The following is a 15392-nucleotide window of genomic DNA, read 5'->3' on the forward strand; positions in this document are numbered from 1 at the left end:
ATCCCGCCGGTCTCGGTCGCGGTCGTGCCGCCGGCCCCCGACGCGGCCGCCGCGGTCGCCGCGGCGGTGCCCGTCCCGTAGCCCCGGCCCGGCTCGTATTGTGAGCCCAGGGTTGTCGCGGCGTCGGTGTGCCTGGCTCTGGCCGTGCTGATCGGCGGTTCCGGGCTGTGGGCGCTGAGCCGACCCGCACCCGCCGATCTGACCGGTCAGGTCGTTCGCGCGGTCGCGCCGACCCAGTTGGCGGCCGCCGTCATGCTGGCCGCCGGCGGCGCTCTGGCGCTGGCCGCACCGCACCGGCTGGGCCTGATCGGACTGGTCCTCGGCGCCATCGGAGCGGTGGCCACCGTCGCAGCCGGCTCCTGGCAGGGCGCCCGCTACGCCACCCGCCGCCAGAGCGCCGGGGGCTGCGGCACCAGCGCGGGCTGCGGCGGCTGCACCCGGGTGTGCGGGTCGTAGCTCAGCTGCGGCTCAGGTCGATAGGGTGGGTCGCCAGCAGCGGCATCGGCCACGGCTGGCGGCGCAGCACCCGCGACCACAGGTCCACCCGCGGCTGAACCAGTACGTCAGAAGGCAACGCGGACAACACGATCCAGTCGTCCCGCTCGATCTCACCCTCGAGTTGGCCGATCGTCCAGCCGGAATACCCGGCGAAGATCCGCACCCCCTCGACGGCGGCGGCGACCAGCTGCGGGTCGGCGTCGAGGTCGACCATCACGATGCGGCCGGACACATGGCGCATGCCGGGCATCGCATCCGGGTCGACACCGACACGTAGCGTTCCCAGGCACAGTGCGGCGTCCCGCTTGACCGGGCCGCCGATGAACATCGTCTTGGGCTTTGCGACCAGATCGGCCCACTGCGGCAGGACGTTGTGGACGGCGGTCTCGCTCGGCCTGTTGAGGACTACGCCGAGGGTGCCGCCGTCGTTGTGCTCGACGACGTAGATGACGCTGCGGCGGAACGTCGGCTCCATCAGGTCGATATTGGCCAGCAACAGCGTTCCCGCCCGCACCCGATTGGCCGCGGGCGCGATGAAGTCCTCGGGATCCTCCTGCTGCCCCACCCGATCATCATGGCACGGCTGACCGGCTCGGACGGGCCGGTGCACGAACGGGGTTTGTACTGTGAATCAGTGATGGACGCCCCGGTCTCCGGCTCGCTGTGGCGATCCGTCCGCAACCTCACCGACTTCCGGCGGCTGCTCGAGGTGCGGGTCGCCAGCCAGTTCGGCGACGGCCTGTTCCAGGCCGGCCTGGCCGGGGGCTTGCTGTTCAACCCCGAACGCGCGGCCGATCCGTGGGCGATCGCCGGCGCCTTCGCCGTGCTGTTCCTGCCGTACTCGCTCCTCGGGCCGTTCGCCGGGGCGCTGCTGGACCGCTGGGACCGGCGCGGTGTGCTGATCGCGGCCAACGCGGCGCGGCTGCTGTTCGTTCTCGCCGTCGCGGCGCTGCTCGCCTTCGGCGCGCGGGACCTGTTCGTGCTGTGCGGCGCGCTGATCGTCAATGGGCTCAGCCGGTTCGTCCTGTCCGGGCTGTCGGCCGCGCTGCCCGACGTGGTGCCCCGCGAACAGGTCGTCACGATGAACTCGGTGGCCATCGCGACCGGAGCCACCGCCGCTTTCGCCGGGGCCAACTTCATGCTGGTGCCGCGCTGGCTCGTCGGCGACGGCGACACCGCCGCCGCCACGGTGATCCTCCTGGTGGCCGTTCCGGTGGCGATCGCGGTGCTGCTCTCGCTCCGGTTCCGCCCGCACGTGCTCGGCCCCGACCACACCGCGGTGCACGGCTCGCCGTTCCAAGCCGTCGCCGGCGGGTGGGCCTGCGGACTGAGCGCCGTGGCCCGGACCCCCTCGGTGGCCGCGGCGCTGTCCGGTCTGGCCGCCCACCGGATGGTGCTCGGCATCAACTCGCTTCTGGTGCTCGTCCTCGTCCGCAACGACGGGGCGGACGGCTTCGCCGGGCTGGGCACCGCGGTGGTCTTCGTCGCCGCCACCGGCGCCGGGGCGTTCATGGCCACCGTGCTCACCCCGCCGGCGGTCCGGCGCTGGGGCCGCTACGCCGCGGCCAACGCCGCGCTGCTGTTCGCCGCGGTGGTCCAATTGGCCGGCGCCACACTGAATCTGCGCGTCATGGTGCTGTGCGGATTCCTGGTCGGCCTGGCCGGGCAGGTGGTCAAGCTGTGCGCCGACAGCGCCATGCAGATCGACGTCGACGACGCCTTCCGCGGCCACGTCTTCGCCGTCCAGGACGCGCTGTTCTGGGTGTCCTTCATCGTCGCGGTCACCGCGGCGGCGGCGGTGATCGCCCCCGACGGCCGTTCGCCCGCGCTGGCGTTGGCCGGCTCGCTGGTGTACCTGGCCGGCCTGGCGATGCACGCCGGGATCGGCCGGCGCGCGAACTAGGCTGGGCGCCATGACCACTGCCGGACTGATCGTCGACGACCTGCAGGCCGAGAGCGACGCGCTCGACGCCCTCGTCGGCGGACTGCCGGCCGAGCGGTGGTCGACGCCGACCCCGGCGCCGGGGTGGACCATCGCCCACCAGATCGGTCATCTGCTGTGGACCGACCGGGTGGCGCTGCTGTCGATCACCGACGAGCCCGGCTTCCGCGCTCTGGTGGACTCCGCGCAGACCAACCTCGAGCACTTCGTCGACGACGCCGCCGGGGATCTGGCCGCCACGCCCCCCGCGGAGTTGCTGGCCGACTGGCGACGCACCCGCGGCGAGTTGCACGCCGCGCTGCGCGCCGTGCCCGACGGCCGCAAGCTGCGCTGGTTCGGACCGCCCATGAGCGCGCCGTCGATGGCCACCGCCCGGCTGATGGAGACCTGGGCGCACGGACTCGACGTCGCCGACACCCTCGGCGTCGACACGGCCCCGACGGCCCGGCTGAAGTCCATCGCGCACCTCGGTGTGCGGACCCGGGACTTCGCCTTCTCCGTGCACGGGCTGACCCCGCCGGCCGGGGAGTTCCGGGTGGAACTGACCGCGCCGGACGGCAGTCGGTGGGCGTGGGGTCCGGAGGACGCCGCCCAGCGGGTGCGTGGTTCGGCTCTGGACTTCTGCTACCTGGTGACCCAGCGGCGGCCGCGCTCGGCTCTCGACGTCACCGCCGAGGGTCCCGACGCCGAGCGGTGGCTGGGCATCGCGCAGGCATTCGCCGGCCCGCCCGGCGTGGGGCGCTGAGCACGCAGTGCGAAGCGCAGCCACGCCGCACCACCCACGCGTGGGGCGCTGAGCACGCAGTGCGAAGCGCAGCCACGCCGGGGCGCTACCCCGCATAGGGCCCCGCCGCGTCCGCCGCGCCGTCGCCGTCGGAGTCGGTCAGCGTGAGGTCCCAGCCGCCGTCGCCGTCGGCGTCGACGTAGCCGACCCGCCCGTCGGCGGACAACGCCCGGTCGGCCCGCCCGTCGCGGTCGAGGTCGGTCAGCCGCTCCGGCGCGCCGTCACCGTCGACGTCGATGGGCCCGAAACGGTCCAGCCCCGCCGACCAGGTTCCGGACCCGTCGTCGTCGTAACGGGCCTCCGGCACCCCGTCGTCGTCGAGATCGAACATCGCGTAGTCACCCAGGCCGTCGCCGTCGCCGTCGACCATCAGGTCGTCGAACAGTCCGTCGCCGTCGAGGTCGGACTGCGCCGGACCGGTCCAGATCGAAGCGGTGCCGTCGCCGGCGTCCAGGCAGTACTCCATGCCCGTTAAGACGGTCCGGACCCCGCTGCGGTTCCATCGGTGTCGCGGGCGGTCCACCAGGCCAGCAGCTCGGCGGTGGCGTCCTCCCGGGACATCGGGCCGCGGTCCAGCCGGAGCTCCTTGAGGTGGTTCCACGCCTGCCCCACCAGCGGGCCGGCCGGGATCCCGAGGATCTGCATGATCTCGTTGCCGTCGAGGTCCGGGCGCACCCGCGCCAGATCCTCTTTGGCCGCCAGCTCGGCGATCCGCGTCTCCAGGCTGTCGTAGTTGGACTGCAGCCGAGCCGCGCGGCGCTGGTTGCGGGTGGTGCAGTCCGCCCGCACCAGCTTGTGCAGCTTCGGCAGCAGGGGTCCGGCGTCGGCGACGTAGCGCCGCACCGCCGAGTCGGTCCACCGGCCCTCGCCGTAACCGTGGAAACGCAGGTGCAGGTAAACCAGCTGGGAGACGTCGTCGACCATCTGTTTGGAGTACTTCAGCGCCCGCATCCGCTTGCGGACCATTTTCGCGCCGACCACCTCGTGGTGGTGGAAGCTGACCCCGCCGTCGGCCTCGTGGCGGCGGGTGGCCGGCTTTCCGATGTCGTGCAGCAGCGCCGCCCAGCGCAGTACCAGGTCGGGCTGCTCCTCCAGCGCGATCGCCTGCCGCAGCACGGTCAGTGAATGCTGGTAGACATCCTTGTGCTGGTGGTGCTCGTCGATGGCCATCCGCATGCCGCCCACCTCGGGCAGCACCACCTCGCCCATGCCGGTCTGGACCATCAGCTCGATACCGGCGACCGGGTCGGCGCCGAGCAGCATCTTGTCCAGCTCCACCGCGACGCGCTCGACGGTGATCCGGGCCAGCTGCGGCGCCATCGCGACAATCGCCTCCCGAACCCGTTCGGCGACAGTGAATTCCAGTTGCGACACGAACCGCGCCGCGCGCAGCATCCGCAGCGGGTCGTCGCCGAAGGACACCTCCGGCGCGGCGGGAGTGTCAAGCATCCGGCGGCGCACCGCCGCGAGACCGCCGAGGGGATCCAAGAACTCCCCGGGGCCCTCGGCGGTGATCCGCACCGCCATCGCGTTCGCGGTGAAGTCGCGGCGGACCAGGTCCTGCTCCAGGGTGTCTCCGAAGCGCACCTGCGGGTTGCGCGAGACCTGGTCGTAACTGTCGGCACGGAAGGTGGTGATCTCCAGGCGGTGGCCGGCCTTGCCGGCGCCCACGGTCCCGTAGTCGATGCCGGTGTCCCACAACGCCTCGGCCCACGGCCGCATGATCGTCTGCACCGCGTCCGGCCGGGCGTCGGTGGTGAAGTCCAGATCGGTGGTCAGCCGCGCCAGCACCGCGTCCCGGACGCTGCCGCCGACCAGATAGAGCTGATGCCCGGCCGTCTCGAAGAGCGCCCCCACCTCGCGCAGCAGCGGCGCGTGCCGGTTCAGCTCCACGGCCGCCCGCACCCGCAGTTCGTCCTCCGACATGGCTTCAACCACGTCCGAGCAGCCTAGTGCCACGCCGCGCCGTCCCCACGGCGAGTGCGACGGCCGGCGCGGGTTGCGTGCCAGCTAATATCGGCGAGGTGTCGGAGGGCGAAGGGGCCAAACCGCGGCGCCGCCGGGGCAGGCGCCGCGGGCGCCGCGCCGCCGGACCGTTGCCGGCCCCCGAACAGCGGGGCGACACCGCCGAATCCCCCTCCCCCGCGGCCGCGCCGGACCGTCCTGGCCGGTCGGGACCCCGGATGCGGACCGTCCACGAGACCTCCGCCGGCGGCCTGGTCATCGACGACATCGACCGGCCCCGCCACGAGCAGATGGCGGCGCTGATCGGCCGGGTCGACAGACGGGGGCGCATGCTGTGGTCGCTGCCCAAGGGCCACATCGAACAGGGTGAGACCGCCGAGCAGACCGCGATCCGTGAGGTCGCCGAGGAGACCGGCATCCAGGGGCACGTGCTGGCCGCGCTGGGCAGCATCGACTACTGGTTCGTCACCGAGGGCCGGCGGGTGCACAAGACCGTCCACCATTACCTGATGCGCTTCTCCGGCGGCGAACTGTGCGACGAGGACATCGAGGTCGCCGAGGTGGCCTGGGTGCCGGTCATCGAGCTGCCCGACCGGCTGTCCTACGCCGACGAACGCCGGCTGGCGCACGTCGCCCACGAACTCATCGAACGCCTGCAGTCCGACGGGCCGGCCGCCCTGCCGCCGCTGCCCCGGTCCGCGCCGAGGCGGCGCCCGCAGACCCACTCCCGCGCCCGCAGCCACCCGTCCCCCGGCGACGCGTCCGCCCGCCGGACGAACGGCTCCGGTCCGGGGACGTGAGGGTGCCCCAGCCGGTGCCGGGGATCGCCGCTCTCCTCGGGCTGCTCGCCGCGCTGCTGGGCGTCGCCCCGACCGTCGCCGCCGAACCCGAGCGGCCGGCGTTTCTGACGGTGCGCCTCGACAGCGTCACCCCCGACGTGGTGACCACGTCGAGCGAACCGACCGTCACCGTCACCGCGACGGTGACCAACGTCGGCGACCAGCCGGTCCGCGACGTGATGGCCCGCATGGAACACAGCCCGGCGGTGACGTCGTCGGATGTCCTGCGCACCAGCCTCTACGCCGGCGGCGGTTACACCCCGGTCGGCGACTTCATCAGCGTCGCAAGCGAACTCGACCGCGGGCAGGCCGCCGGCCTGAGCTTCTCCGTCCCGCTGCGGTCGGCGCTGGGCATCGACGCCCCCGGGGTCTACCCGCTGGTGGTCAACGTCGACGGCACGCCTGAGGAGGGGGTGGCGACCAGGCTGGACGAAGCCCGCTTCCTGCTGCCTGTCACCGGGGTTCCGGCGGACCCGGAGGACACCGGCGGCGGGGCGGCTCAGGCGGTGCCGCCGGACACCACCAAACCCGTCGCCGTGACGATGCTGTGGCCGCTGGCCGACAAGCCGCGGCTGGCTCCCGGTGTCCCCGGCGGCACCACACCGGTGCGCCTGATGAACGACGACCTCGCCGTCTCGCTGGCGGCCGGCGGCCGGCTGGACACCCTGCTGGCCGCCGCGGAGTTCGCCACCAGCCCCGGGGCCATCGACCCGGGCACCGGGATCGACCGGGCGCTGTGCCTCGCGGTCGACCCCGACCTGCTGGTGACGGTGAACGCGATGACGGCCGGCTACGTGGTGGCCGACTCCCCCGACGGGCTTGGCACCGAAGCCCACCCCGGTACCGGGCAGGCCGCCGCGGCCGGCTGGCTGGACCGGTTGCGCGGCCTGGCCCGCCGGATGTGCGTCACCGCAACGCCCTACGCGCAGGCCGACCTCGGGGCGGTGCACCGGGTCGGCGACCCGACGCTCAACGCCGCCGCCACCGGGACCGGCGCCGACATCGTCGACAAGATCCTCGGGGTCGCCTCCACCCGCGGCGCGACCGTCCTCGGCGACGGTTCGCTCACCGCGGCGGCCGCCGCCCTGCTGGACACCCAGGCGCCGACGGTCGCCCTGGCCGCCGCGGGCACCGACGCCGGCCTGGCGGTGCGCCGGCTGTCGGACCGGGTGGTGCTCGCGCCGTTCGACCCCGCCGTCGGAGCGGCGCTGGCCGGGGTGGGCACCGATCCCTCGGTGCCGTCCTACCTCGACGACTCGCTGGCCATACCGGTCGACCACGATTCGCCGGTGGCCCGCCGTCAGGACGCGGTCGCCACCCTGCTGTGGCGGACGCTGCAACCCGGCGCGGAACCGCGCACCGAGATCCTGCTGCCGCCGCTGAAGTGGGGTCCGCAACCCGACGACGCACGGGCGATACTGACCACCCTGGCCAACACGGTCCGGGCGGGTCTGGCCACGCCGCGGCCGCTGGACGCGCTGATCGCCGAGGCCGCGGCCGTCCCGCCGGACGGGCAGGGGGGACCGGACCTGCCCACCGATGTCCCGGGCCGCTTCGACGACGACGTCATCGACACCATCCGGGCCGCGGCCAATCGCCAGGCCGGTCTGACCGCGGCCCTGACCACCGACACCCGCACCGGCCTGACCGGACCGCAGTACACCGCCCCGCTGCGCGAGGACATGCTGCGCGCGCTGAGCCAGACCGAGCCGACCGGAACCCGCAACGACGTTGCGCGCCAACGGCTGTCAGTGGTGGCCGCGACCGTCGAGGATCTGTTCGGTGCGGTCACGATCGTCAATCCGGGCGACTCCTACACCCTGGCCACCGAGCGCAGCGCGCTGCCGCTGGCACTGCGCAACGACCTCTCGGTTCCGATCCGGGTGCAGCTGCAGTTCGCCGCCCCGCCGGGCATGACGGTGACCGACGTCGGCGAGCAGGAGGTGCCGCCGGGATACCTGCCGCTGCGCGTGCCGGTGGAACTGCACAGCACCCAGCGGGTGGCGGTCGACGTCACCATGCGCACGCCCGAGGGCCTGCAACTCGGTGAGCCGGTGCGGCTGGCGGTGCACTCCAACGCCTACGGCAGGGTGCTGTTCGCCATCACGATGGCCGGCTTCGCGGTGCTGGCGCTGCTGGTGGGCCGGAGGCTCTACCACCGCTTCCGCGGCCAGCCCGACCGGGCCGACCTCTACCGGCCCCCGCAGCAGCCCCGCGGCCGCCCCCCGCAGCAGCCCCGGGCGGGCCGGTGAGCGCCGCGGCGGGGCCCCCGTCGCAGCCGCAGACCCGACCGGAGCGCGCCGAGTTGTCCGACGCCGCGGTGGTCTCCCGCTCCTGGGGCATGGCGCTGGCGACGCTGGTCAGCCGGATCACCGGCTTCACCCGGATCGTGCTGCTGGCCGCCCTGCTCGGCGCGGCGCTGTCCAGTGCGTTCTCGGTGGCCAATCAGCTGCCCAACCTGATCGCCGCGCTGGTGCTCGAGGCCACCTTCACCGCCATCTTCGTGCCGGTGCTGGCCCGCGCCGAGCGCGACGACGCCGACGGCGGCGAGGCGTTCGTGCGGCGGCTGGTGACGCTGGCCACCACCGTGCTGCTGATCGCCACCGTGTTCTCGGTGGCGGCCGCGCCGCTACTCGTCCGGCTGATGCTCGGCGCGGATCCGAAAGTCAATCAGCCGCTGACCACCGCGTTCGCCTATCTCCTCCTGCCTCAGGTGATCTTCTACGGTCTGACGTCGGTGTTCATGGCGATCCTGAACAACCGCAACGTGTTCGGGCCGCCGGCGTGGGCCCCGGTGGTCAACAATGTCGTGGCGATCGGCGCGCTCGGGCTGTATCTGGTTGTGCCGGGGGAACTTTCGGTTGACCCGGTTCGGATGGGAAACGCCAAGCTGCTGGTGCTCGGTCTGGGCACCACGCTCGGTGTCGTCTCCCAGGCCGCGGTCCTGCTGGCCGCCATCCGCAGGGAGCGGATCAGCCTGCGCCCGCTGTGGGGCATCGACGCCCGGCTCAAGCGGTTCGGGACGATGGCCGCGGCGATGGTGCTCTACGTCCTGATCAGCCAGGTCGGCCTGGTGGTCGGCAACCAGATCGCCAGTACCGCCGCGGCCTCCGGGCCGGCGATCTACAACTACACCTGGCTGGTGCTGCAACTGCCGTTCGGGATGATCGGCGTGACGATCCTGACGGTGGTGATGCCGCGGCTGAGCCGCAACGCGGCCGCCGGCGACAACCCCGCGGTGCTGGCCGACCTCTCGCTGGCCACCCGGCTGACGATGGTCACGCTGATCCCGGTGGTGGCGTTCATGACGGTCGCCGGCCCGGCGATCGGCAGCGCGCTGTTCGCCTACGGCAAGTTCGGCGAAGTCGACGCCAATTACCTCGGCATGGCGATCGCGCTGTCCTCGTTCACCCTCATCCCCTACGCCCTGGTGCTGCTGCAGCTGCGGGTGTTCTACGCCCGCGACGACCCCTGGACGCCGATCCTGATGATCGTCGCGATCACCGCGGTCAAGATCGCCGCCTCGGTGCTGGCCCCGCACCTGACCGGCGACCCCGAATTGGTGGCCGGCCTGCTGGGGACGGCCAACGGCATCGGGTTCGTAGCCGGCGCGATCCTGGGCCACCTGCTGCTGCGCCGCTCGCTGCGCCCGCCGGGCGGCCGCCTGCTCGACGCCGCGACCACGCGGACCATGCTGGTCACCACCGGCGCGGCGGTGCTGGCGGCGGCGGTCGCGGCCGGCGCGGACCGGCTGCTGGGCCTGCAGCAGTCCCTGACCGAACGCGGCGGCGGCGCCGGCTCGATGCTGCGGCTGCTGATCCTCGGCGCGATCATGCTGCCGATCCTTGCCGCGGCGATGCTGGCGGCGCGGGTGCCCGACGCGGTTGCGGCCGGGGCCGCGGTGCGGCGCCGGTTCGGGCGCGGCACCAGCGCCGACGCCGAGCCACCCGACTCCCACCTGCCCCATAAGTCTCGTTCTGTCACGTACCCTGAATCCGTCTTGTCCAGGGCGCGCAGCGCCGATGAGCCGACCCGGAAAGGACCGGAGCTGAGCGATCAACCCCCGGCCACCCCGCCTGCCGGTCCCCCCGACGACGCGACGCGACAGATCCCGCGGCAGGCCGCCGGCGACTTCCAGCCCGACGTGCCTGGCCCGACCGCCCGCTACGAGCGCGCGCCGGGTGCCCGGCGGGCACTGCCGCTGGGCCCCGGCGCCACGGTCGCCGGCGGCCGTTACCGGCTGCTGGTGTTCCACGGCGGACCGGCCGGGCTGCAGTTCTGGCAGGCTCTCGACACCGCGCTGGACCGGCAGGTCGCGCTGACGTTCATCGACCCGGAACGCCGGCTCCCGGCCGGGCAGCTGGAGGAGATCCTCGCTCGCACACAGCAACTCAGCCGCGTCCAGCGTCCCGGGGTGGCCCGGGTGCTCGACGTCACCCCGATCGACGACGGCGGCGGCCTGGTGGTCTCGGAGTGGATCCGCGGCGGCTCGCTCAAGGAGGTGGCCGCCACCTCGCCCTCGGCGGTCGGCGGCGCCCGCGCGGTCCAGTCGCTGGCGGCGGCCGCCGAGGAGGCGCACGCATCCGGGGCGGTGCTGTCGGTGGATCACCCCAGCCGGATCCGGGTCAGCATCGACGGCGACGTCGCCCTGGCCTTCCCCGCCACCCTGCCCGCCGCCACACCGGTGGACGACGTCCGCGGCATCGGAGCGGCGCTCTACGCGCTGCTGGTCGACCGCTGGCCGCTGCCCGAGACCGGCGCGCCGAGCGGGCTGCCGCCCGCCGAGACCGGGCCGGCCGGCGAACCGGTCGAACCGTGCGCGCTCAACGGCGCCATCCCCTTCCAGATCAGCACCGCTGCGGTGCGTGCCGTCGAACCAGGCGGCGGGATCAGCAGCGCGGCCACGCTGACACACCTCCTCACCCAGGCGATCGGTTCGGCGGATCGCACCCAGCGGGTCGATCCCGTCGATACGGGCCGGCGGGGCGATGCGCCCGGCGAGCCGACCCAGCGCGCCGCGGCCGCCGCCGGGGTGCCCCGGCCGCCCGCGCCTGCTTCCGGCCGGCCGCCGGCCGGGTCCGCGGCCACGCCGGTCTCCGACCCCGCGGCCCAGGCGCTGCGGCGGCGCAATCTGCTGATCGGCGGGGGCGCGGCCGCCGCCGTCCTGGCGATCGCCCTGGTGGTGTTCGGATCGTTCCTGAGCAACCTTCTCGGCACCTCCGGCGACGGCCTCAAGGGCGACCAGCTCGGCTTGAACACCCCCACATCCTCGGCCAAGGAGGCCACCGGCCCGATCGTCAAACCCATTGCCGTCTCGGTCTTCTCACCCGACGGCGGGGCGGACGCCCCGAACCTGGCCGGGCTGGCCATCGACGGCGACCCGGCCACGGTGTGGCCGACCGACACCTACACCGACCCGGTGCCGTTCCCCGGGTTCAAGAACGGCGTCGGGCTGATGCTGCAGCTTCCCGAACCCACCGTGGTGGGCAGCATCTCCATCGGGGTGTCCAGCTCCGGCACCCAGGTGCAGATCCGCTCGGCCTCCTCGCCCACGCCCGACACGCTGGAGGACACCACCCTGCTGACCGGCCCGACCCTGCTCAAGCCCGGCACCAACACCGTCGGGGTGCCCACCGCCCCGGCGACCTCCAATGTGCTGGTGTGGATCTCGACCCTGGGCCAGGTCGGTGGCAAGAGCCGGACCGACGTCTCCGAGATCACCGTCCGCGCCGCCGGGTCCTAGCCGCCCGAGCCCCGGGTGAAGTGCCCGGCGGCGGTCCGGCGGCTAACGTCCGCGCCGTGCCCCCCTCCGAGCCCGGCCCGCGCAGCGACGGCGAGTTGCTCTGCGCCCACCTCGCCGGTGACCGCTACGCCTTCGCCGAACTGTTCGGCCGCCACCGCGCCCGGCTCTACCGGCTGGCGCGCCACCGCAGCAGGACCGCCGAGGACGCCGCCGACGCGGTGCAGGACGCGATGCTCTCGGCGCACCGCGCAGCGGGTTCGTTCCGCCACGACGCGCCCGTCAGCAGCTGGTTGAGCCGAATCGTCGTCAACGCCTGCCGGGACCGGCTGCGCCGCAACGCTATTCGCCCGACGGTTGCGCTCGACACCGAGCTGTGCGAACCGGCCACCGACCCCGCCGGCCGGCTGGAGACCGCGCTGGTGGTCCGTCAGGCGCTGCTGAGCCTGCCGGCCGAGCAGCGCCGTGCGGTCGTCGCCGTCGACATGCACGGATACTCGGTGGCCGACGCCGCCGCGCTACTCGAGGTCGCCGAGGGCACCGTCAAGAGCCGCTGTGCGCGGGCCCGGGTCCGTCTCGCCGCGGTGCTGGACTGTCCCGGCGAGGGCTGAGCGGGGCACACTGGGCGGGTGGAGATCGCGGGACACGGCGGGAACGGCCGGGCCGCCCCGGGCCGGCCGGCGCACGCCGACCGTCCCTGGCCACCGCCGCGCCGGGTCGCCGCGGTGGCGCTCGGCGGAGCCGCCCTGGTGGCCGCAGCGGGTCTGGCCGCCGCCGGTTGCCTGGCCGCGATCGGATCCTCGGGCAGCACCCCCACCAGCGCCAGCCTGATCACCGTCACCCCGGAGGCGGGCAGCGCGCCGGGCGCCCCTTGAACCCGGCCCGGGAACACCGGCGCACTACCCTGTTGTTTACTGCTCCATGGGGTTGGCACCTGCGCAGGAAAGGCGGCAATGACCGACCAGAACACGACCGACCAGAACACGACCGACCAGAACACGACCGACCAGAAGTTGCACGACGTCATCGTGATCGGCTCCGGCCCGGCCGGCTACACCGCGGCCATCTACGCCGCCCGCGCCCAGCTGCACCCGCTGGTCTTCGAGGGCAGTTCCTTCGGTGGCGCCCTGATGACCACCACCGAGGTGGAGAACTACCCGGGCTTCCGCGAGGGCATCAACGGGCCAGAGCTCATGGACGAGATGCGCGAGCAGGCCCTGCGTTTCGGTGCCGACCTGCAGATGGAGGACGTCGAGTCGGTTTCGCTGGAGGGCCCGGTCAAGAAGGTGGTGACCGCCGGCGGCCAGACCCACCTGGCCCGCTCGGTGATCCTGGCCATGGGCGCCGCGCCCCGGTATCTGGGAGTGCCCGGCGAGCAGGAGCTGCTGGGCCGTGGCGTCAGCAGCTGCGCCACCTGCGACGGGTTCTTCTTCAAGGGCCAGGACATCGCCGTGCTCGGCGGCGGCGACTCGGCGATGGAGGAGGCTACCTTCCTGACCCGTTTCGCCCGGCACGTGACGCTGGTGCACCGGCGCGACGAGTTCCGGGCTTCCAAGATCATGCTCGAACGCGCCCGCTCCAACGACAAGATCTCCTTCCTGACCAACACCACCGTCGTGGCGGTGGAGGGCGAGACCGGCGTGACGGGCCTGCGGGTGCGCAACGTCAACACCGGCGAGGAGTCCACCCTGCCGGTGACCGGCGTCTTCGTCGCCATCGGCCACGACCCCCGCTCCGAACTGGTCCGCGGCGCCATCGACGTCGACCCGGAGGGCTACGTGCTGGTGCAGGGCCGCAGCACGGCCACGACGCTGCCCGGGGTGTTCGCCGCCGGTGACCTGGTGGACCGCACCTACCGGCAGGCCATCACCGCGGCGGGCAGCGGGTGCGCGGCGGCCATCGACGCCGAACGCTGGCTGGCCGAGGCGCAGGAGTCCGAGGGCGCCGAGATGATCGGAGCGCAATCGTGAGCACCGTGACCGTGTCCGACGCCGGCTTTGCCCAGACGGTGCTCAACAGTGCGACCCCGGTGCTGGTCGACTTCTGGGCAGCCTGGTGCGGCCCGTGCAAGATGCTCGCCCCGGTCCTGGAGGAGATCGCCCGGGACAAGGCCGGTTCGCTGATGGTCGCCAAGGTCGACGTCGACGCCAATCCGGTGACCGCGCGCGATTTCCAGGTGGTCTCCATCCCCACCCTGATCCTGTTCAAGGACGGCAAGCCGGTGAAGCGGCTCGTCGGCGCCAAGGGCAAGGCGGCTTTGCTGAAAGAGCTCGACGGCCTTCTCTAGGCTGTTGCGCGACATCGCGGCGGAGACAGACTCGTTACCGGAAGATGCGGCAATGGGTTTCCGTAAAGCAATGGGCTTCTGCGACAATGCCTGTCATGTCCGATCCCGGCCGGCCTGAGGATGCCCCCTGGCGCGGCGCCTCCCCCGGGGACGTCCTGCGGCGCGGGGACCGTGGCGCGGCCGTGGTCGAGATCCGCTCCGCGCTGGCGGCGCTCGGCCTGGCGCACAGTCCCGACGACGACTTCGCCACCGGCCGGCAGGTGGCCGTGGATGTGTTCGACGACGAACTCGACCACGCGGTGCGGGCGTTCCAGCAGCGCCGCGGCCTGCTCGTCGACGGGATGGTCGGCGCGGCTACCTACCGCGCGCTGCGGGAGGCCTCCTACCGGCTGGGCGCGCGCACCCTGGCCCACCAGTTCGGCGCCCCGATGTACGGCGACGACGTCGCCACCCTGCAGACCCGCCTTCAGGACCTCGGCTTCTACACCGGCCTTGTCGACGGCTACTTCGGGCTGCAGACCCACAATGCGCTGATGTCCTACCAACGCGACTATGGGCTGTCGCCGGACGGCATCTGCGGCCCGGAGACGTTGCGCTCCCTGTACTTTCTGGGCTCGCGGGTCACCGGCGGCTCGCTGCACGCGATCCGCGAGGAGGAACACGTCCGGGTTTCCGGCCCGCGGCTCTCCGGCAAACGCATCATCATCGACCCAGGCCGCGGCGGCGAGGACCGCGGGCTGATCGCCAACGGGCCCGGAGGCCCGATCAGCGAGGCCGACATCCTGTGGGACCTCGCGAGCCGGCTCGAGGGCCGGATGACCGCGATCGGCATCGAGACGTTCCTGTCCCGGCCGGTCAACCACAGCCCGGCCGACGCCGAACGGGCCGCCACGGCCAACACGGTGGGCGCCGACCTGATGATCAGCCTCCGGTTCGAGCGCCAGCCGAGTCCGTCGGCCGGCGGCGTCGCCTCCTTCTACTTCGGCAGTCCGCACGGCTCGGTCTCCACGATCGGGCGCAATCTGGCCGACTTCATCCAGCGAGAAGTGGTGGCGCGCACGGGTTTACGCGACTGCAGGACCCACGGCCGCACCTGGGATCTGCTGCGGCTGACCCGGATGCCGACAGTCCAGGTCGATGTCGGCTACATCACCAATCCGCACGACCGGGACAAACTGGTCACCCGGGAGTGCCGCGACGCGGTCGCCGAAGGTGTGCTGGCCGCGGTCAAGCGGCTCTACCTGCTCGGCAAGAACGACCGGCCCACCGGAACCTTCACCTTCGCCGAGTTGCTCGCCCACGAGCAGTCCGTCGAGCAGGGACGGCCGGCGGTCTGA

Annotated in this window: 14 protein-coding genes; 11 read left to right on the forward strand and 3 right to left on the reverse strand. The window is 73.0% G+C overall.

Going from position 1 to position 15392, the window contains the following annotated elements:
• Positions 1-126: 126 nt before the first annotated feature.
• Positions 127-456, forward strand: a complete 330-nt coding sequence (locus ACKOQ4_RS15100) for a hypothetical protein (protein ID WP_526293252.1) — start codon at positions 127-129, stop codon at positions 454-456.
• A 1-nt stretch (position 457) separates the two neighbouring features.
• Here ACKOQ4_RS15100 and ACKOQ4_RS15105 read toward each other — a convergent pair whose 3' ends face one another.
• Complete coding sequence (locus ACKOQ4_RS15105) at positions 458-1063, reverse strand: YqgE/AlgH family protein (protein WP_526293254.1); 606 nt, start codon at positions 1061-1063, stop codon at positions 458-460.
• A 72-nt stretch (positions 1064-1135) separates the two neighbouring features.
• Here ACKOQ4_RS15105 and ACKOQ4_RS15110 point away from each other — a divergent pair, with 72 nt between their 5' ends.
• The gene (locus ACKOQ4_RS15110; RefSeq protein WP_526293306.1) at positions 1136-2401 is read left to right on the forward strand and encodes an MFS transporter; all 1266 of its coding nucleotides are present in this window, start codon (positions 1136-1138) and stop codon (positions 2399-2401) included.
• 10 nt (positions 2402-2411) lie between these two features.
• Positions 2412-3185 carry a TIGR03084 family metal-binding protein gene (locus ACKOQ4_RS15115; RefSeq protein ID WP_526293256.1) on the forward strand — a complete coding sequence of 258 codons (774 nt, stop codon included), beginning with the start codon at positions 2412-2414 and terminating at the stop codon, positions 3183-3185.
• Between the two features lie 85 nt (positions 3186-3270).
• Here ACKOQ4_RS15115 and ACKOQ4_RS15120 read toward each other — a convergent pair whose 3' ends face one another.
• Both ACKOQ4_RS15120 and ACKOQ4_RS15125 read right to left on the reverse strand, forming a co-directional pair.
• Complete coding sequence (locus ACKOQ4_RS15120) at positions 3271-3690, reverse strand: pullulanase (RefSeq protein ID WP_526293258.1); 420 nt, start codon at positions 3688-3690, stop codon at positions 3271-3273.
• A gap of 5 nt (positions 3691-3695) precedes the next feature.
• Positions 3696-5162 (reverse strand): CCA tRNA nucleotidyltransferase, encoded by a 1467-nt coding sequence (locus ACKOQ4_RS15125; protein ID WP_526293260.1) that lies wholly within the window; start codon positions 5160-5162, stop codon positions 3696-3698.
• Positions 5163-5248: 86 nt separating this feature from the next.
• On the opposite strand from ACKOQ4_RS15125, the gene ACKOQ4_RS15130 reads away from it, so the two are divergent.
• The 8 genes from ACKOQ4_RS15130 (at position 5249) to ACKOQ4_RS15165 (ending at position 15392) form a co-directional block, all read left to right on the forward strand.
• Complete coding sequence (locus ACKOQ4_RS15130; RefSeq protein WP_526293262.1) at positions 5249-5989, forward strand: NUDIX hydrolase; 741 nt, start codon at positions 5249-5251, stop codon at positions 5987-5989.
• Positions 5986-8280 carry a hypothetical protein gene (locus tag ACKOQ4_RS15135; protein ID WP_526293264.1) on the forward strand — a complete coding sequence of 765 codons (2295 nt, stop codon included), beginning with the start codon at positions 5986-5988 and terminating at the stop codon, positions 8278-8280. Before ACKOQ4_RS15130 ends, ACKOQ4_RS15135 begins: the two co-directional genes overlap by 4 nt.
• Complete coding sequence (murJ, locus tag ACKOQ4_RS15140) at positions 8277-11771, forward strand: murein biosynthesis integral membrane protein MurJ (RefSeq protein ID WP_526293266.1); 3495 nt, start codon at positions 8277-8279, stop codon at positions 11769-11771. The genes ACKOQ4_RS15135 and murJ overlap by 4 nt, the downstream gene beginning before the upstream one ends.
• Positions 11772-11827: 56 nt before the next feature.
• Positions 11828-12379: an RNA polymerase sigma factor SigM gene (gene sigM, locus ACKOQ4_RS15145; protein WP_526293268.1), complete on the forward strand. Its 552-nt coding sequence runs from the start codon at positions 11828-11830 to the stop codon at positions 12377-12379.
• A gap of 18 nt (positions 12380-12397) precedes the next feature.
• A complete protein-coding gene (locus tag ACKOQ4_RS15150; protein ID WP_526293270.1) occupies positions 12398-12643 on the forward strand; it encodes a hypothetical protein in 246 nt (81 codons plus the stop codon).
• Positions 12644-12721: 78 nt separating this feature from the next.
• Positions 12722-13738 (forward strand): thioredoxin-disulfide reductase, encoded by a 1017-nt coding sequence (gene trxB, locus ACKOQ4_RS15155; protein WP_526293272.1) that lies wholly within the window; start codon positions 12722-12724, stop codon positions 13736-13738.
• On the forward strand, positions 13735-14055 hold the full coding sequence (trxA, locus tag ACKOQ4_RS15160) for a thioredoxin (RefSeq protein ID WP_526293274.1): 321 nt from the start codon (positions 13735-13737) through the stop codon (positions 14053-14055). Before trxB ends, trxA begins: the two co-directional genes overlap by 4 nt.
• 95 nt (positions 14056-14150) lie before the next feature.
• A complete protein-coding gene (locus tag ACKOQ4_RS15165) occupies positions 14151-15392 on the forward strand; it encodes an N-acetylmuramoyl-L-alanine amidase (RefSeq protein ID WP_526293276.1) in 1242 nt (413 codons plus the stop codon).

The organism is Mycobacterium sp. (assembly GCF_046095365.1).
Classification (GTDB): Bacteria; Actinomycetota; Actinomycetes; order Mycobacteriales; family Mycobacteriaceae; genus Mycobacterium.

Excerpts from the sequence above, each read along its gene's own strand:
- trxB (WP_526293272.1), top strand. The coding sequence starts at position 12,722 with ATGACCGACCAGAACACGACCGACCAGAACACGACCGACCAGAACACG.
- ACKOQ4_RS15120 (WP_526293258.1), bottom strand. The coding sequence starts at position 3,690 with ATGGAGTACTGCCTGGACGCCGGCGACGGCACCGCTTCGATCTGGACC.
- ACKOQ4_RS15110 (WP_526293306.1), top strand. The coding sequence starts at position 1,136 with ATGGACGCCCCGGTCTCCGGCTCGCTGTGGCGATCCGTCCGCAACCTC.
- ACKOQ4_RS15115 (WP_526293256.1), top strand. The coding sequence starts at position 2,412 with ATGACCACTGCCGGACTGATCGTCGACGACCTGCAGGCCGAGAGCGAC.
- ACKOQ4_RS15165 (WP_526293276.1), top strand. The coding sequence starts at position 14,151 with ATGTCCGATCCCGGCCGGCCTGAGGATGCCCCCTGGCGCGGCGCCTCC.